A 15123-nucleotide genomic window follows, 5' to 3' on the forward strand; every position below is an offset into this window, starting at 1 on the left:
AGAATGGTGATGATAGGCATTTTGTATAGCAATAAAAAAAGCCCCCCTTGAGGGAGGCTTCTCAAGCAAAATTTAAATTATTTTGCATATACTGGGAATTTAGCACATACAGTTTCAACTTTCGCTCTCACTGTTGCAATTACAGTTTCGCTACCTTTTGAATCTAGGATGTCAGCAATCCAGCCTGCCAATTCGCGAACTTCTGCTTCACCAAAACCACGAGTGGTAACTGCTGGAGTACCAATACGGATACCAGAAGTAACAAACGGAGAACGTGGATCATTTGGTACAGAGTTTTTGTTCACAGTGATGTGAGCAGCACCTAACCAAGCATCTGCATCTTTACCAGTAATGTCTTGTTTGATTAAAGATAACAAGAACAAGTGGTTTTCAGTACCACCAGAAACAACGTCATAACCACGTGCGATTAACACTTCAGCCATAGCTTGAGCATTTTTAACCACTTGTTGTTGATACGCTTTGTATTCAGGCGCCATCGCTTCTTTAAAGCAAATTGCTTTCGCTGCGATTGCGTGAACTAATGGACCACCTTGGTTACCTGGGAATACAGCAGATTGAAGTTTTTTCTCAATTTCTTCATTTGCTTTTGCAAGGATTAAACCAGAACGTGGACCACGTAAAGTTTTATGCGTAGTTGTTGTTGTTACGTCAGCAATTTGTACTGGGCTTGGGTATACACCTGCAGCAACTAAACCAGCAACGTGAGCCATATCAACAAAAAGGTATGCACCTACTTTGTCTGCGATGTCACGGAAACGCTGCCAATCTACGATTTGGCTGTACGCAGAGAAACCAGCAACGATCATACGTGGCTTGTGTTCAACAGCTAAACGCTCAACTTCTTCGTAATCGATCTCGCCAGTTTCTGGGTTTAGACCGTATTGAATTGCATTATACGTTTTACCAGAGAAGCTTACTTTCGCACCGTGAGTCAAGTGACCACCGTGAGCCAAGCTCATACCCAAAACGGTGTCGCCTGGGTTAAGTAAAGCTAAATAAACAGCTGAGTTTGCTTGTGAACCCGCATGTGGTTGAACGTTAGCGTAATCAGCACCAAATAATTCTTTAGCACGGTCAATTGCCAATTGTTCGATGATGTCTACATATTCACAACCGCCATAGTAGCGTTTGCCTGGGTAGCCTTCTGCATATTTGTTAGTGAGTTTTGATCCTTGAGCTTCCATTACTGCTGGTGAGCAATAGTTTTCTGATGCGATTAACTCAATATGAGCTTCCTGACGAGCGTCTTCGTTAGAAATTGCTTGAGCTAATTCTGGATCAAATTCAGCAATAGAGATATTGGCAAACATTAGCGAGGTCCTATGTATTTAGGGCTTTTAAGCCGTGCTAAGATTGGCGCGTATTGTAGCATGAAGTTTGTAAATTTTGAGAATGAAGTTTGCGCTGTTTTACACAAAAAAAGCTCATGCAGATAAAAACATGAGCCGAGTTATTTAAACCAACTTATTGAATTGGCATTAATGTTTGTACGTCTACCAAAATATTTGGAATATTCAACACATAAGCCGTGCCATGATCCCAAGTTGTATTAGTTCTATAGGTAATTTGCGAGTTTTTAGCAGCCTCTCCACTCAGTAAAGTATCTGTGGCAGCTTTTGGAACTGTCGTATCCATGGCACCTTGATAAATAATAATCGGTGTTTCAATTTTCACTTGTAATGGTTGCGAGTCGGTATCCAAGAATTGACGCACTGGTGACAGATTCATAAAGCCACTTTGGGTGCGTGGATAATTGCTAATATCCCCTGCATTGTTGAGTGCATAAGCCTGCATCCCTAAACCAAACTCCTGCCCCAAAGAGGTATAACAGTCCGTTTCAGCATTATCGGCTATTTGGTCGGTTGGGGACTTAAACACTTGGCTATATTGCAAAGTAGGATTTGGATTACGTAAGCCTGCGGTAATTAAAGCAGTAAAGGTATCTAAAGACGCTAAGGTGGTAATCTTTTCGGTTAAATCCGTTTGTTGCGCCGCTAAACTTTCACCCGCAGTTAAAATCAATTCAAGATTGGATGCAGGTGCAACCGCCACCGTACCTTTATAGTCCAGTTGCGCTCGCGATTGATATTGCGCTGCGCCTAATACGGCATGTCCACCTTGTGAATGCCCAACAGTCATCCAGCGATTCGAAACTTTATTTCCTAAATAATTTCGTGCTGCCACAACGGCATCAGTAATCGAAAAGGCTTCACTCTTTACATTTAAGAATGGATGTAACTCATCATTGGCAGGCTCACCCAAACCTTCATAATCTGGCGCAACCACGACATATCCCGCAGCGAGCAAGCCTTCGATCATGGCTTGAATATAGGTGTTTAATTGACTGCGGCTCGGTGCACAAATATCGGCTACACCCGTTGTTCCATGTGCCCACACCACAATTGGCCAACCTTTGGCTGGTGGTGCTGTTTTAGGGGTAAAGACCAAAGCTGTTGCTTGAACCTCAGTATTATTCATGCCGAGCATTTTATAGGTCATGACCACACTTTCACCCGCAGTTGCAGACATATCCGTTAAGGTATAAGCAGTTGGTGTCGTTACCACAGGATTCACAATATTATTTTTAGGAATACTATCGCCAGAGACATAAGAGTCATGATCATCATCATGACATGCACTCAACAACAGGGTGGAACTGGTGAATATTGCAAGCAGCAATTTCTTTTGCATGGTTATTTCCTTATTCAATTTTTTATTGTTTTTGCTTCAATTTTCAGCAACATATTATTTTTACGCTTTTTCCCGTTTCTGTTCAATTTATTTTAAATTCAATCTTAAAAAAGCTGATTTGACCATTTTCTAAAGTAAAAAGCTTGCAGGAACAGATGAAACCCCTCCTTTAGATTTGTTTCACTCCCCCTGAAAATGTTAAATTGAGCCATTCAGCTGCACCTTAGGATTTTCATATGCAAGCCATTATTCTGGATACAGAAACTCATACCTTAAATGGTCAACCGATTGAAATTGCATATGCACCTATTGATGTTCAGAATGGAAAACTGACTTTGGATAAATCAAAGTTATTTGACCAACTGTATAGTGTCGATGAACCCATTTCTTTTGCGGCGATGGCTGTACACCATATTCTTGAATCAGATTTACAGAACAAACCGCACTACAGCAGCTTTACCCTGCCGCCCGATACGCAATACATTATTGGACATAATATTGATTATGATATTCGGGCAATTGAAAAATGTGGTGTCAATACCAGTTCGATTAAAGCAATTTGCACCTTGGCACTAGCACGTCGTGTCTGGCCAGATGCCGAAGCGCACAATATCTCAGCCTTAATTTATATGATCAGTAAAGGCAGTGAAAAAGCGCGCGAGATGATTAAAAAAGCGCATCGTGCTGATATGGATATTATTCTGACTGCCAATATTTTAATGCACATCGTGCATCAACTAAATATTAACAGTATGGAAGAGCTATATGCAGCTTCTGAAGATGCACGTATTCCACGCAGCATTAACTTTGGCAAGCATCGCGGTACCAATATTTCAGATCTACCTGCTGACTATATACAGTGGTTATTGCGCCAAGATGATCTTGATCCTTACTTGCGCAAAGCATTAGAAAATGTGAGTTTAGTCACATTATAAATCTATGATTTGTAATTAAATTTTAACAATAGTGTAATTTTCACGCAGTATAGTCTGCTTAATTTATCTCATGGAATAAATTAAGACATGATTCACTATTCTAAAACACAACTAGGACATGACGCACTAAAACAACGTAGCTTGCCATTAAATGCTCGTCAACGCCGCTTACTGGTTCTGATTGGAACTGAAGATTTTGAGTCCATGAACGAAATCTTCAAGCAGCGTCTTGCTCCGCCTGAATTGATTGAGCAACTGAGCGAAATGGGGCTGATTATGGCTTCCAGCGTTAAAGCTATCGCTGAGCCAGAAGTTCAAGCTGTAGAACCCTTAACTGAACCACAAAATGCGCCGACTCCGCACTCAACCAATCCCGTTTTAACACCAACAACCGTACCAAACGTTCAGGTAGAAATGCCTGCTGATCCACAAACTCAGGCAGCATTGCTCTCTCACGATCAGATTGTTCAACCTGCTGCACCAGAACCCGCTGAGCCTGCATTTGAAGATTTAGTTGCACTGGATTTTGAAGATGTAAAATACTTAATGGCACAGCTTCTACAGAAATATTGTGGGCTAATGGCAAAACAACTGGTAATGCGCATTCAAGGTGCTGAAGATCTGCGCTCTTTAAAACTCTGCCAAATGCAGTGGATTACCCAATTACAAGAAACTCGCATTCCACCGAAAGAGTTGAATCGGATTTTGCATCAGATTAATTTTTCACTGCAACGGCTCAATCCAGCATAAATTTTAAGAGATATTTTGTTTAAGCTCAGTGGAATTGACACTTAGCAGCATACTTATAAATTTTAAAAGCTAATATTTATTAGGGTCTTACTGCAATTTATTATTTTTAAATATTTCTTGCAACGCTTGGGGGAACCAATCCTTCGACTTAAGCATTATAGCTATAGGAAACACAATATCGGTGAAATAGAAAAATTTAGGGGCAAGCAATGACGCCACTCCACCTTGTTTTTCATCCAGATGATCATCCAGCACAACTGAAAAAGGTGGGTAATTGGGTGATTACTTTTCCTGCACGTAGAGAAAACAATGAAACACTGCAACTGATTATTCGTAGTGTGATTCCACAGCAGATGAACCAGAACATGCAATTACTGAATTTAGAAATCTATCAAAGTACGCTTGATTATCACTGGGAAATCTTAACTATGAGCTATTTTGATGGTGAACACGCCATAGAGTTGCATCCAGATATAGAAAACCCGATTGCTATAAAGATGCTGAAAGAGCTGATTCAAGAATTTGGAAAATATGATGTAGAACTACAATTGAAATAAACTGAAAAAATTAAGTTGGTTATAGATAAGCCAGCAAAGATATTGTGGTTTAAAATTAAATACTATAAACAGCAAGAACTCGCATTTCTGCGAGTTCTTTTATGTTGGATGGCTAGTGCTGATTTTTTATTTGAACTTTACGTTGCAAATTCAATTAGCTGTCAATGATCCGTCCAACTACTTCGTAGCTCTTTGTGTTGCTAGCTACTGTAGTTTTAATATAGGACAATACAGAAAATTGAGCAAGAGCTAATCACATTTCAGAACATTAATGATGCAAAAATCAAATTGATTTTAGATGCTTTTTGAATAAAATATTTAAGCTATTGATTTTCAATAAATATGGTGCGCTCAGCGCGCACAAGAAAAACAAAATATAATATTGATTAATAATAAAAATTTAATTACTTAAAAAAAATTACCGTAATGATTACCGCAATAAACTTTCCGTACTTGAATCATGAATCTGAGTGCTTCAAAAGCATCTTTTAAAAATGCCACATGTAGAGATTATTATTCCAACATAGCACTATGCTCGTATGGACTGATTCTAGTAACCTAAACACAAGACGGACTCATTTGAGACTACATCAAATGCTTCTAAGTTCATTTCATCATATTTGAATAGTTTTTTATAAATTAGATTTTTCTTCATCATTATTCAAAATACGTGAATTTTGTTTTGGCTGTATGAGCGGTGCAGTAGGTCGAGGCTTCCGATGTGAGTATTGCATATCAACGCCAGCATAGACATCATCAGCGGCTATTTCAGTAACAAAACGTTCATTGTCCCGCTCCCTGATTTCATCGCTAATTTGTTGAACATCTTCCGGCTCAACTCCAAGTTCTCCCAAAACTGCCTCACCCAACTTAATTGCAGACTCAAATGTTTCACGAATCATGTAATCCACATTTTGTTTAACTAGATAAAGTGAGTGCTCTCTATCAAAAGAACGAACTAGCAATTTAGATAAAGGAAATTCATGCTGAGCTAAATTTACGATTTTATTAGTGATTTCTTTATTATCTACGCAAACCACGATAGCTTGTGCAGTTCCAGCACCTGAAGCATATAAAATATCTAAACGAGCTCCATCGCCATAATAAATTTTAAAACCAAATCTTTCAGCATTTTGAATCATGTCAATGTCATTATCAATAATGGTTACATCAACCCCTCGAGCTAACAATAACTGACTCGTGACTTGCCCAAAGCGTCCAAAACCAATCATTAATACGCTACCCGTTAAGCCCTCTGCAATATCAATGTTTTCTAAGGAAGCTGGTTTATTTGCGCTGACAAATTTTTTAAATAAAACTCCAATGATTGGAGTCAAAACCATCGAGAGTACCACTATAGCAGTCAAGTTTGATTTGATTGTAGTATCGATAACTTGAGCAGAAGTAGCTGCCGCAAAAAGTACAAATGCAAACTCTCCACCTTGAGCCATTAACAATGCTCTATCTAACGCTTCTCCATGTGGGCTTTTGGTTAAACGCGCTACAATATAAATCACCACTGCTTTCATCAACATTAGCGACAATACACCACTAATGATTAATGGCCAGCTTTTTGCTACAACTGACAAGTCCAGTGACATTCCTACGCCTAGAAAAAATAATCCCAGCAAGATTCCTCTGAATGGTTCAATATCCGCTTCGATTTGATGTCTAAATGTAGACTCCGAAAGTAATACACCAGCCAAAAATGCACCCATAGCCATTGAAAGGCCACTTACTTGCATCAATAGTGCAGCTCCCAAAACGACCAGTAGAGCTGCGGCAGTCATAACCTCACGAGCCTTGGCCGCAGCTAATAATCTAAATAATGGGTTAAGTAACCAGTAACCAGCAGCAATTAAACCAGCAACTGCAATTAAACCAAGACCTATATTCTGAAACCTTACTGAGGTACTTTCAACAACATGATTTGGCGCTATAAAAGCAACTAATGCCAATAATGGCACTATCAGTAAATCTTCGAACAAAAGTATGGCAACAATCTTTTGTCCTCGTGGTTGGGTAATATCGCCTCGATCCCCAAGCAACTGCATTACAATAGCGGTTGAAGTTAAAACAAAACCTGACGCTGCAATAAAGGCTATCTGCCAATTGAATCCAAAAGCCAGTCCAACACCCATCAACCCAATAATACAGAGAACAATCTGCAACGAACCCAATCCGAATATTTCTCGCCTTAGGCTCCATAAATGGGAGGGTTGCATTTCTAAACCAATAATAAATAAATACATGACAATGCCTAACTCGGCAATGTGTAATATTGATGTTGAGTCGTAAAAAAAAGCTAGACCAAATGGGCCGATAATCAACCCCGCAACTAAATACCCAAGTACAGAGCCTAGTCCAATTCGTTTAAATATGGGTACCGCAATCACTGCGGCCGTCAATAATATTACGGGGGCTAATAAACTGATTGAACTGGCTTCTGAACTCATATTTTTCTCATTAATTTGAATTATTGTTGTATGTAAAAAATTCATAAATTTATGTACAGTGACTTTTCGGGCAAGCTCAACTACCTACTGTACAAGTACAATATAGCTTAAAAGCAAACACAATATTTAAAGCCAATCACTAAAAATCATACCAAAGTAATACGGCACATTTTTAGAGACCTGTAGTTGCAAGTTTTACTCCAAATCCACAAAATAACAAACCAATAGATGCCACACTGATTGCAGTAATTTTATAACGATGATTAAAGTAGCTGGCTAATTTTACACCTGAAAAAATTAATAGAGATAAATAGCTCATACTTATGATTTGTAAGACAATCGCAAGAATAGTGAAACTGAGTGATGGATAAGGATAATTTGGATCCACAAATTGTAGAAAAAAGGATAAGTAAAATAAAATTGCTTTTGGATTAATTAGGCTAATTAACAAGGCCGTTTGATATGGCTTGATACTTTCATTTTTAGTAGATTGATTGGCTATCAATTTAGAAATTTGAGGTTGTGGATGCCAAGTTCGATAAGCAGCAATCAAGAGTTTTACGCCAAGGTAACCTAAATATAGCGCTCCTATAAGCTTTAAAACAGTAAATAACCACGGAAAAGCATGCAATAACGACGCTGCACCTAAAATGGTAAGAATAATTAAAATTAAATCACCACTAAAAACCCCAAAGGCTGCTAAATAACCAGTTTTAATACCGTAACGTGATGCAATAGACATGACATAAAGTGAGTTTGGCCCAGGTAATAATACAATTAAAGTCGTGCCAATAATAAAAGTTGTTAGATCAGTAATTCCAAGCAAAATAAACTCACAGACTCAAAAGCCGATTCGGCATAACGTTAACATCAATTAAAAAATTTATTAAACAAAGAATTAGTATAAACCATTCATTAAATTAAATTTTCATCTAAATACTAGCAAGGATTTAGTCAAACAGTTGATCATCTTTAACTTCATTTGATAATTAAGTAAAAATGCGTTGATGGTAGATAACTCAATTACATTCCTATCAACGCTTATTAATTATAAAAACTAAATGCTACAACCATCAATACCGCAGCTTTGACCTTCAGTAGCCGTTATTTCACTCTGCTTTTCTGTCCATACCTGCTCTAAAACACTTAGAAAGGTTTCTACAGATTGAGCACCACTGATTGAATATTTATTGTTTATAATAAAAAGTGGAACGCCACTAGCACCTATTGCATGTGCGTTTGCTTCATCTTGTAGAACACCTTGTTTAAACAAATCATTGCTAAAGACACTTTCCGTTTCCTCACGGGATAAGCCTATTTCAGTAGCAAGTTCAACCAACTCCTTACGATCAAATATAGACCGACCTTCTGTTACACTTGCCATGAATAACTTTTCAGCAAGTATCTCACCTAAACCTTTTTGCTGTGCTAGCTTTACTACGGCATGTGCATCTAAAGTATCGCCAAAAAGCATAGTATCAAAGTTATAGATTAGTCCTTCCGACTCACCTGCACTCTTTACTTGGCTCATCATCGCTTCTGCACCATTTTTTCCTCCAAACTTTTTATACAATGCTGCTTTAAATGGTTCAGGCACATACTTATTAGCAAGGCGGTAGCTATGATATCGAACGATCACATGATCCTTGTGTTCAAAAGCATCTAATCCTTTTTCAAATCTTTTTTTAGCAATCCAGCACCACGGACAGATAAAATCGGACCACACATCAATGGTTATTTGTGGGAGTAGTGTTTTCATAAATACCTCAGTAATCTTGATTAGATGTTGTATGAGCAAAGATCTTTTAAGCCTAGCCATAAAAATGGCTAGGCAATCATCTGCTTACTTCACTTCATAATTCGGATAATCTGTATATCCTTTTTCTGGAGAACCACTCACACCGTAATACGTTGTGCGATCACTTTCTGCCAAAGGCCAATTATTCTGCATCCGCTCTACTAAATCTGGGTTAGCAATATACGGAACACCGAAAGCAATTAAATCAACGTCACCTTTTTCCAAGGCAGCTTCGGCACTTTGTCGATTAAAACCTCCTGCGGCAATAATCGTGCCCTGAAAAACTTTACGGAATAAAGTTTTAAAACTCTCAGCTTCAATAGGTGCTGTTTCATAAGTAGGTTGATAGTATAAATGAACGTATGCTAATTCACGTTGCCCAAGAGCCAATGCAATATTTTTCCACGTGTCAGCTTCCCCTTCATAAGCTGCAAGGTCATAAATACGTCCAAATGGTGAAAGACGTACAGCAACTTTATCATTACCAATTTCTTGCGAGATAGCATCGATCGTTTCAAAAAGGAAACGTTGGCGATTTTCAACAGAGCCACCATATTCATCGGTACGGTTATTTAATTCAGTACTGAGGAACTGATCAAAGATAAATCCATTTGCGGCCATAATTTCTACGCCATCAAAACCAGCCTCTATAGCCAGTCGTGCAGATTTAACAAAATCATTAGTGACACGTTTAACTTCTTCAGTTTCTAGCGCTCTAGGAATGCTTGGTGTAACCGCACTAGGTTCTCCAGAATCAGAATACGCAAATACTGTAGTGTTAGTTGCTGGAATAGTTCCAGATGATACTGGTGCTTGATTTTCAGGTAGCACTGAAACATGTGACATTCGTCCCACATGCCAAAGTTGAGCAAAAATACGTCCACCTTTTGCATGCACTGCATCTGTAACTTTGCGCCATCCATGCATTTGCGCTTCATTATATAAACCTGGGGTATATAAATAACCACGCCCTTCTTCTGATACAGGTAAACCCTCAGTAATGATTAGACCCGCTGAAGCTCGTTGAGAGTAATAAAGTGCAACTAGCTCATCTGCCACATCATTTAATGTCCGAGTACGGGTCATTGGTGCCATTACTACACGGTTTTTTAATTGAATATCCGCCAAATTATGGGGAGTGAATAATTTATTCATCATATACCTCAAGAAAGATTTACAAATAATTTAAGCAATTTCTTTGACCACACTCATCAATCTGACAATGAATGACACAGGTCGATAACCTGTTTCTAAAAGATACAAAAATTCGTATTTTGTTATCCCTATTGCGCAACAGATAAGATAGTGACACTATATCAACCAACTAATAGGTAGGCAATAGTATTTTTAATATTTTATTCCTGAGTTTTACTTATTCATACTCAAAATCGATTAAATATTATTTAACTTATTTAGTGTTCGATATCTATCAGCGAAAAAAGGAAACCCTAAAATGCGTAAATTACTTCCCTTTAATGAAGATAACTTCCACAACATTGGATGGAAAGAAGGTTTGGCTGTGGTACGTTTTCACGCACCTTGGTGCCCGCCTTGCCATAGTAGTGAAAATTTATTTAATGAATTTGCAGAACATATAGAGAGTAATGTAACTGTTGGAGTGGTCAATGTTGATCAATCACCAGTTTTAGCAAATCGTTATGAAATATGGGGTTTACCTTCTGTACTCATGTTTAAAGATGGACAATTAATTCAACGTATCGTAGGCGTAAAGCCCTTAACGGATTATCAAAACGCGTTAGAAGAGCTAATGAAATTAGATTCAAACGGTTTTGAAGATATTGATCAAGAAACAATAGGCTCACTTTGTCTAACAAATTCCAACAGCCATCCCGAATGATTTATTCAGATTAATTTCAAGTGGTGCTTGACATTTGGAATTAGTCTATATAATCTACAAACCAACTAGTAGGTAGATTGAATTAAATAATCAATTATTGAGGTTTTCCATGAGTGAACAACAATTTAAAGGTCAGAAACTTCTTGTCATTGGTGGTACGAGTGGCATTGGTTTAGAAACAGCACAGAAAGTCGCTGAACAAGGCGGTACAGTCGTCATCGTCGGGAATCGTGCAGATAAAGCCGAAGCAGCGCGTAAACAATTAGTTGCTATAACAAGTGAAGATCAAGTTTTTGCACTAACAGCTGATTTATCAAATTTTGATAGCGTTCAAAATCTAATTAGCAAATTAAATAGTGAACATAAAGACATTAACTTATTAGTTAACTCAGCTGGAATTTTTTACCCTAAAAGTTTCCTAGATCACTCATTGAGTGACTATAACAATTTCCTCGATTTGAATCGCGCTTTCTTCTTTATTACTCAACAAGTTGCAGCATCAATAGTTGCGCAGAATAAAACTGGATCGATTGTAAATGTAACTGCCGTTGCTGCACGTCAGGCTATTGAAACTGTTACGGCATCGGCTTATTCAATGGCAAAAATAGGATTAGAGGCTATGACTCGGCATGTTGCAGCAGAACTTGCTGAACATGGCATTCGAGTAAACGCTGTTAGCCCTGGCATGGTAGAAACTCGTATTTTTGAAAGATTTATCCCTAGTGATCAATTAGATAGTGCTTTGCAGGATTTCAATAGTTTTCATCCATTAGGAAGAAATGGAACTCCACGTGATGTTGCAGAAACTATTGTATTTCTCCTTTCGGATAAAACATCTTGGGTGACTGGTTCAATTTGGGATGTAGATGGTGGTGTCATGGCATCACGAAAACTTGGTAAATAACGCTTAAAAATTGAAGAGGTACTGAAAATGAATGGTGAATGGACTAACAAATTATCTGCACTTGTTAAAAGCGTAGGTAACTTTGCAAAAACAAATAAACCTGTCGCTAATGCGTTTCACAACTTAGAAGTTGCGACACGAGAAAACAAAGTGTTGGATGCAAAAACACATGAGTTGATTTCTTTAGCAGTCGCAGTAACGACTCGCTGTGATGGTTGTTTAACGGCTCATGCTGCTGCTGCAAAAAAAGCTGGGGCAACAAAAGAAGAAGTCGCTGCTGCATTGGGAACTGCAATTGCTTTAAATGCTGGAGCAGCCTATGTCTACTCGGCAAGAACCTTAGACGCTTATGACGAGTTATAAATCATAGGGCTTGATTTTTATACAACTGTACTCACTTGGGTTATTCATTTACCCAAGTTATCTAAATTCAAATATAGAGATATTTTCATATGAAAAATACAATCAACGGTATTGATGTAGATGCTTTCCAACAGTTTGCGGAGGGCGTTAGCCAAAACCCTAATACATCAAAAGCTAGCTTTAATGTAGAAACTCGCTGGGCAGGTCAAACACGTTCTGTTTCAACGATTAAGTCCTATGAACTTTGTGGAAAAACATACGAGCGTAATTTCCATATTGCCGCAGATGAACCAACTGATATATTAGGAACTGATACAGCACCGAATCCACAAGAACTGTTAATGGCAGCTCTTAATGCTTGTATGACTGTTGGATATGTTGCAATTGCGGCATCAAAAGGAATCACTGTTAATAAATTAGAAATCAACACGACTGGTGAACTTGATTTACGTGGTTTTCTCGGTCTAGATGAAACAGTTAACCCAGGATATGATGAAATAGAATATAGCGTTTTTATTGATGCGGATGCTACGCCTGAGCAGCTAGAAGAGATTCACAATGCAGTGATTCAAACATCTCCGAATTTTGCGAATTTATCACGTGCAATTCGCATGAAACCTAAGCTTGTAGTCGTTCAAAAGTAAAGTAATAAGGGAGCATACGTACTAGCTGAGGTTTCTTTACTATCAGTGATATCATAGTATGCTCCCCCTCATATTTTCGTACAGGTAAAAGCCATTATGTCTATTGATACCAGAGCATCATTAATTAAATCGGCTGAGTATATGTTACGGTCTAAAGGCTATGCTGCATTTAGTTATGCTGATTTGGAAAAAGTGGTCGGAATCAAAAAAGCGAGTATTCATCACCATTTTCCAAAAAAAGAAGATCTTGGTGCAGTCATTATCGAGTCATATATACAGCAGTCTATTCTAGACTTCGAGAGAATAGAGCAAGATTTTCCGAATGCCTTTGGCCGTCTATGCGCATTCGCTTCTCTTTTTAGAGCAGCAATGTCAGATGGAATGCTGCCCTTATGTGGTGCGCTTGCAGCTGAAATGGCCGCATTACCAGATAAGTTACAAGTGCTGACTCGCCAATATTTTGAGATCCAATTAAAGTGGATTAAAAAAATTATTGATGAAGGAGTTGCATGCAGTGAATTATCTTCTAAAGGTGACACACACCAAAAAGCTTTTCAGATTTTAAGTTTATTGGAAGGCAGTAGTTTTGTTCGATGGGCTATGAATGACGGTACAGAGTTAGATCCAGCTATTATTGGCAATATTGTTAACGTGCTCTAAATCACATTAATTTTAAGTAAACATAAACCTAATTAAACGGTTTTCGTTTATTACTATAGCTACTGACAATCTTCGACGATTAATATTTAGTTAATATTAAAGGAATTTTTAATGCCTAAACATTATGATTATATAGCGATCGGCGGTGGCAGTGGTGGTATTGCGTCCGTTAATCGTGCAGCACTTTATGGCAAAAAATGTGCCCTGATTGAAATGGGTGACATAGGAGGAACCTGTGTAAATGTTGGTTGCGTTCCTAAAAAAGTCATGTGGTATTCAGCTCAAATTGCCGATGCAATTAAAAAGTATGGTCCAGATTATGGATTCGATACGGAATTAAAATCTTTCGAATGGAAAAAGCTCATTAATAATCGGCAGGATTATATTAAAAGAATTCGTGCCTCGTATGATTCTGTACTGAGTAAAAACAATATTGATGTAATTCATGGTTTTGCTAAATTTATTGATAAGAAAACGATTGAAGTCAATGGTGAAAAAATTACAGCTGACCATATTCTTATTGCAACTGGAACACAAGCAAGTTTACCTGATATTGAAGGTGTAGAATTTGGAATTGACTCTAACGGTTTTTTTGAATTACAAGATTTGCCTAAACGTACTGCAATTATCGGTTCTGGCTATATAGCAGTAGAACTTGCAGGAGTTCTCAATTCTTTAGGTTCGAATGTACAGCTTTTTATCCGTAAAAATCAGCCTCTACGTAACCTCGACAGTTTTTTAGGTCAAACCTTAATTGAACATATGCGTAGTGAGAATATTCAAGTTTATACTCATACTCAAATTAAAAAGGTTTCCAAACTTGAAGATAACTCCATTGTTTTATATTTAGAAGATGGAAATAAACATATTGTTGACTGTCTCATTTGGGCAGTAGGTAGAAAACCAAATACACAACCTCTTGACTTAAATCTGACAAATATTCAATTAAATGATCAAGGATTTATTCAAGTTGATTCATTCCAAAATACAACTGAAACAGGTGTTTATGCGATTGGCGATATTACTGGAAAAGTGGAGTTAACTCCAGTCGCAGTTGCAGCAGGCCGTAGACTATCAGAAAGGCTTTTTAATAATAAACCAAATGAACATTTAGACTATAACAATGTCCCAACAGTGGTATTTAGTCATCCACCTATTGGTACAGTCGGTCTTACTGAAGAAAAAGCCATAGAACAGTTTGGCAAAGATAACGTCAAAGTATATAGCTCATCTTTTACTAGTATGTATACAGCGGTGACAGAGCATAAACAGCTAACTAAAATGAAACTAATCTGTGTAGGTGCTGAAGAAAAAATCTTAGGAATACATGGGATTGGATATGGAATGGATGAGATTCTTCAAGGTTTTGCTGTTGCTTTAAAAATGGGAGCAACAAAGCAAGATTTTGATAATACGATTGCTATTCACCCCACTTCATCTGAAGAATTTGTCACCATGCGTTAATTCTTAGCGATACCTTAAAGCA

15 protein-coding genes are annotated in these 15123 nt (G+C 37.8%); 9 read left to right on the forward strand and 6 right to left on the reverse strand.

Annotation, left to right across the window (positions count from 1 at the left end):
* Positions 1 to 77 precede the first annotated feature (77 nt).
* Complete coding sequence (glyA, locus tag ACWQ4X_RS11510; protein WP_100241631.1) at positions 78 to 1331, reverse strand: serine hydroxymethyltransferase; 1254 nt, start codon at positions 1329 to 1331, stop codon at positions 78 to 80.
* Between the two features lie 154 nt (positions 1332 to 1485).
* A complete protein-coding gene (locus tag ACWQ4X_RS11515; RefSeq protein ID WP_457903736.1) occupies positions 1486 to 2712 on the reverse strand; it encodes an alpha/beta hydrolase family protein in 1227 nt (408 codons plus the stop codon).
* Between the two features lie 236 nt (positions 2713 to 2948).
* Between ACWQ4X_RS11515 and ACWQ4X_RS11520 the strand changes: the two genes are divergently transcribed.
* From ACWQ4X_RS11520 to ACWQ4X_RS11530, 3 genes are all read left to right on the forward strand, one after another.
* Positions 2949 to 3647, forward strand: coding sequence for an exonuclease domain-containing protein (locus ACWQ4X_RS11520; protein ID WP_142769130.1), 699 nt, complete (start codon positions 2949 to 2951; stop codon positions 3645 to 3647).
* An 87-nt stretch (positions 3648 to 3734) separates the two neighbouring features.
* Positions 3735 to 4397 (forward strand): hypothetical protein, encoded by a 663-nt coding sequence (locus tag ACWQ4X_RS11525; RefSeq protein ID WP_457903737.1) that lies wholly within the window; start codon positions 3735 to 3737, stop codon positions 4395 to 4397.
* A gap of 209 nt (positions 4398 to 4606) precedes the next feature.
* Entirely contained in the window at positions 4607 to 4954 is a 348-nt protein-coding gene (locus ACWQ4X_RS11530; protein WP_457903738.1) for a hypothetical protein, read from the forward strand.
* A 632-nt stretch (positions 4955 to 5586) separates the two neighbouring features.
* On the opposite strand, the gene ACWQ4X_RS11535 is transcribed toward ACWQ4X_RS11530, so the two are convergent.
* From ACWQ4X_RS11535 to ACWQ4X_RS11550, 4 genes are all read right to left on the reverse strand, one after another.
* Entirely contained in the window at positions 5587 to 7410 is a 1824-nt protein-coding gene (locus tag ACWQ4X_RS11535; RefSeq protein ID WP_209765938.1) for a monovalent cation:proton antiporter-2 (CPA2) family protein, read from the reverse strand.
* A 172-nt stretch (positions 7411 to 7582) separates the two neighbouring features.
* The gene (gene leuE / locus ACWQ4X_RS11540) at positions 7583 to 8236 is read right to left on the reverse strand and encodes a leucine efflux protein LeuE (RefSeq protein ID WP_205667493.1); all 654 of its coding nucleotides are present in this window, start codon (positions 8234 to 8236) and stop codon (positions 7583 to 7585) included.
* 231 nt (positions 8237 to 8467) lie between these two features.
* Complete coding sequence (locus ACWQ4X_RS11545) at positions 8468 to 9169, reverse strand: DsbA family oxidoreductase (RefSeq protein ID WP_057083083.1); 702 nt, start codon at positions 9167 to 9169, stop codon at positions 8468 to 8470.
* Positions 9170 to 9253: 84 nt separating this feature from the next.
* Positions 9254 to 10363, reverse strand: coding sequence for an alkene reductase (locus ACWQ4X_RS11550; protein ID WP_151685491.1), 1110 nt, complete (start codon positions 10361 to 10363; stop codon positions 9254 to 9256).
* A gap of 298 nt (positions 10364 to 10661) precedes the next feature.
* Here ACWQ4X_RS11550 and ACWQ4X_RS11555 point away from each other — a divergent pair, with 298 nt between their 5' ends.
* From ACWQ4X_RS11555 to gorA, 6 genes are all read left to right on the forward strand, one after another.
* Positions 10662 to 11066, forward strand: coding sequence for a thioredoxin family protein (locus tag ACWQ4X_RS11555; RefSeq protein WP_025095515.1), 405 nt, complete (start codon positions 10662 to 10664; stop codon positions 11064 to 11066).
* Between the two features lie 109 nt (positions 11067 to 11175).
* Entirely contained in the window at positions 11176 to 11970 is a 795-nt protein-coding gene (locus ACWQ4X_RS11560; RefSeq protein WP_151685489.1) for an SDR family NAD(P)-dependent oxidoreductase, read from the forward strand.
* A gap of 27 nt (positions 11971 to 11997) precedes the next feature.
* On the forward strand, positions 11998 to 12333 hold the full coding sequence (locus ACWQ4X_RS11565) for a carboxymuconolactone decarboxylase family protein (protein ID WP_025095517.1): 336 nt from the start codon (positions 11998 to 12000) through the stop codon (positions 12331 to 12333).
* A gap of 89 nt (positions 12334 to 12422) precedes the next feature.
* Positions 12423 to 12977, forward strand: coding sequence for an OsmC family protein (locus ACWQ4X_RS11570; protein WP_034120175.1), 555 nt, complete (start codon positions 12423 to 12425; stop codon positions 12975 to 12977).
* A gap of 96 nt (positions 12978 to 13073) precedes the next feature.
* A complete protein-coding gene (locus tag ACWQ4X_RS11575) occupies positions 13074 to 13637 on the forward strand; it encodes a TetR/AcrR family transcriptional regulator (RefSeq protein WP_151685487.1) in 564 nt (187 codons plus the stop codon).
* 111 nt (positions 13638 to 13748) lie between these two features.
* Positions 13749 to 15101, forward strand: a complete 1353-nt coding sequence (gene gorA / locus ACWQ4X_RS11580) for a glutathione-disulfide reductase (RefSeq protein WP_178929037.1) — start codon at positions 13749 to 13751, stop codon at positions 15099 to 15101.
* Positions 15102 to 15123: the final 22 nt, after the last annotated feature.

It is taken from the genome of Acinetobacter sp. NigerLNRRAM0016 (assembly GCF_054112845.1).

Bases quoted from the DNA above. Each gene is read 5' to 3' on its own strand.
- ACWQ4X_RS11555 (WP_025095515.1), top strand. From the start codon at position 10,662: ATGCGTAAATTACTTCCCTTTAATGAAGATAACTTCCACAACATTGGA.
- ACWQ4X_RS11565 (WP_025095517.1), top strand. From the start codon at position 11,998: ATGAATGGTGAATGGACTAACAAATTATCTGCACTTGTTAAAAGCGTA.
- ACWQ4X_RS11560 (WP_151685489.1), top strand. From the start codon at position 11,176: ATGAGTGAACAACAATTTAAAGGTCAGAAACTTCTTGTCATTGGTGGT.
- ACWQ4X_RS11545 (WP_057083083.1), bottom strand. From the start codon at position 9,169: ATGAAAACACTACTCCCACAAATAACCATTGATGTGTGGTCCGATTTT.
- ACWQ4X_RS11525 (WP_457903737.1), top strand. From the start codon at position 3,735: ATGATTCACTATTCTAAAACACAACTAGGACATGACGCACTAAAACAA.
- gorA (WP_178929037.1), top strand. From the start codon at position 13,749: ATGCCTAAACATTATGATTATATAGCGATCGGCGGTGGCAGTGGTGGT.
- ACWQ4X_RS11530 (WP_457903738.1), top strand. From the start codon at position 4,607: ATGACGCCACTCCACCTTGTTTTTCATCCAGATGATCATCCAGCACAA.
- ACWQ4X_RS11515 (WP_457903736.1), bottom strand. From the start codon at position 2,712: ATGCAAAAGAAATTGCTGCTTGCAATATTCACCAGTTCCACCCTGTTG.
- ACWQ4X_RS11570 (WP_034120175.1), top strand. From the start codon at position 12,423: ATGAAAAATACAATCAACGGTATTGATGTAGATGCTTTCCAACAGTTT.
- ACWQ4X_RS11535 (WP_209765938.1), bottom strand. From the start codon at position 7,410: ATGAGTTCAGAAGCCAGTTCAATCAGTTTATTAGCCCCCGTAATATTA.
- glyA (WP_100241631.1), bottom strand. From the start codon at position 1,331: ATGTTTGCCAATATCTCTATTGCTGAATTTGATCCAGAATTAGCTCAA.
- ACWQ4X_RS11550 (WP_151685491.1), bottom strand. From the start codon at position 10,363: ATGAATAAATTATTCACTCCCCATAATTTGGCGGATATTCAATTAAAA.
- ACWQ4X_RS11575 (WP_151685487.1), top strand. From the start codon at position 13,074: ATGTCTATTGATACCAGAGCATCATTAATTAAATCGGCTGAGTATATG.
- ACWQ4X_RS11520 (WP_142769130.1), top strand. From the start codon at position 2,949: ATGCAAGCCATTATTCTGGATACAGAAACTCATACCTTAAATGGTCAA.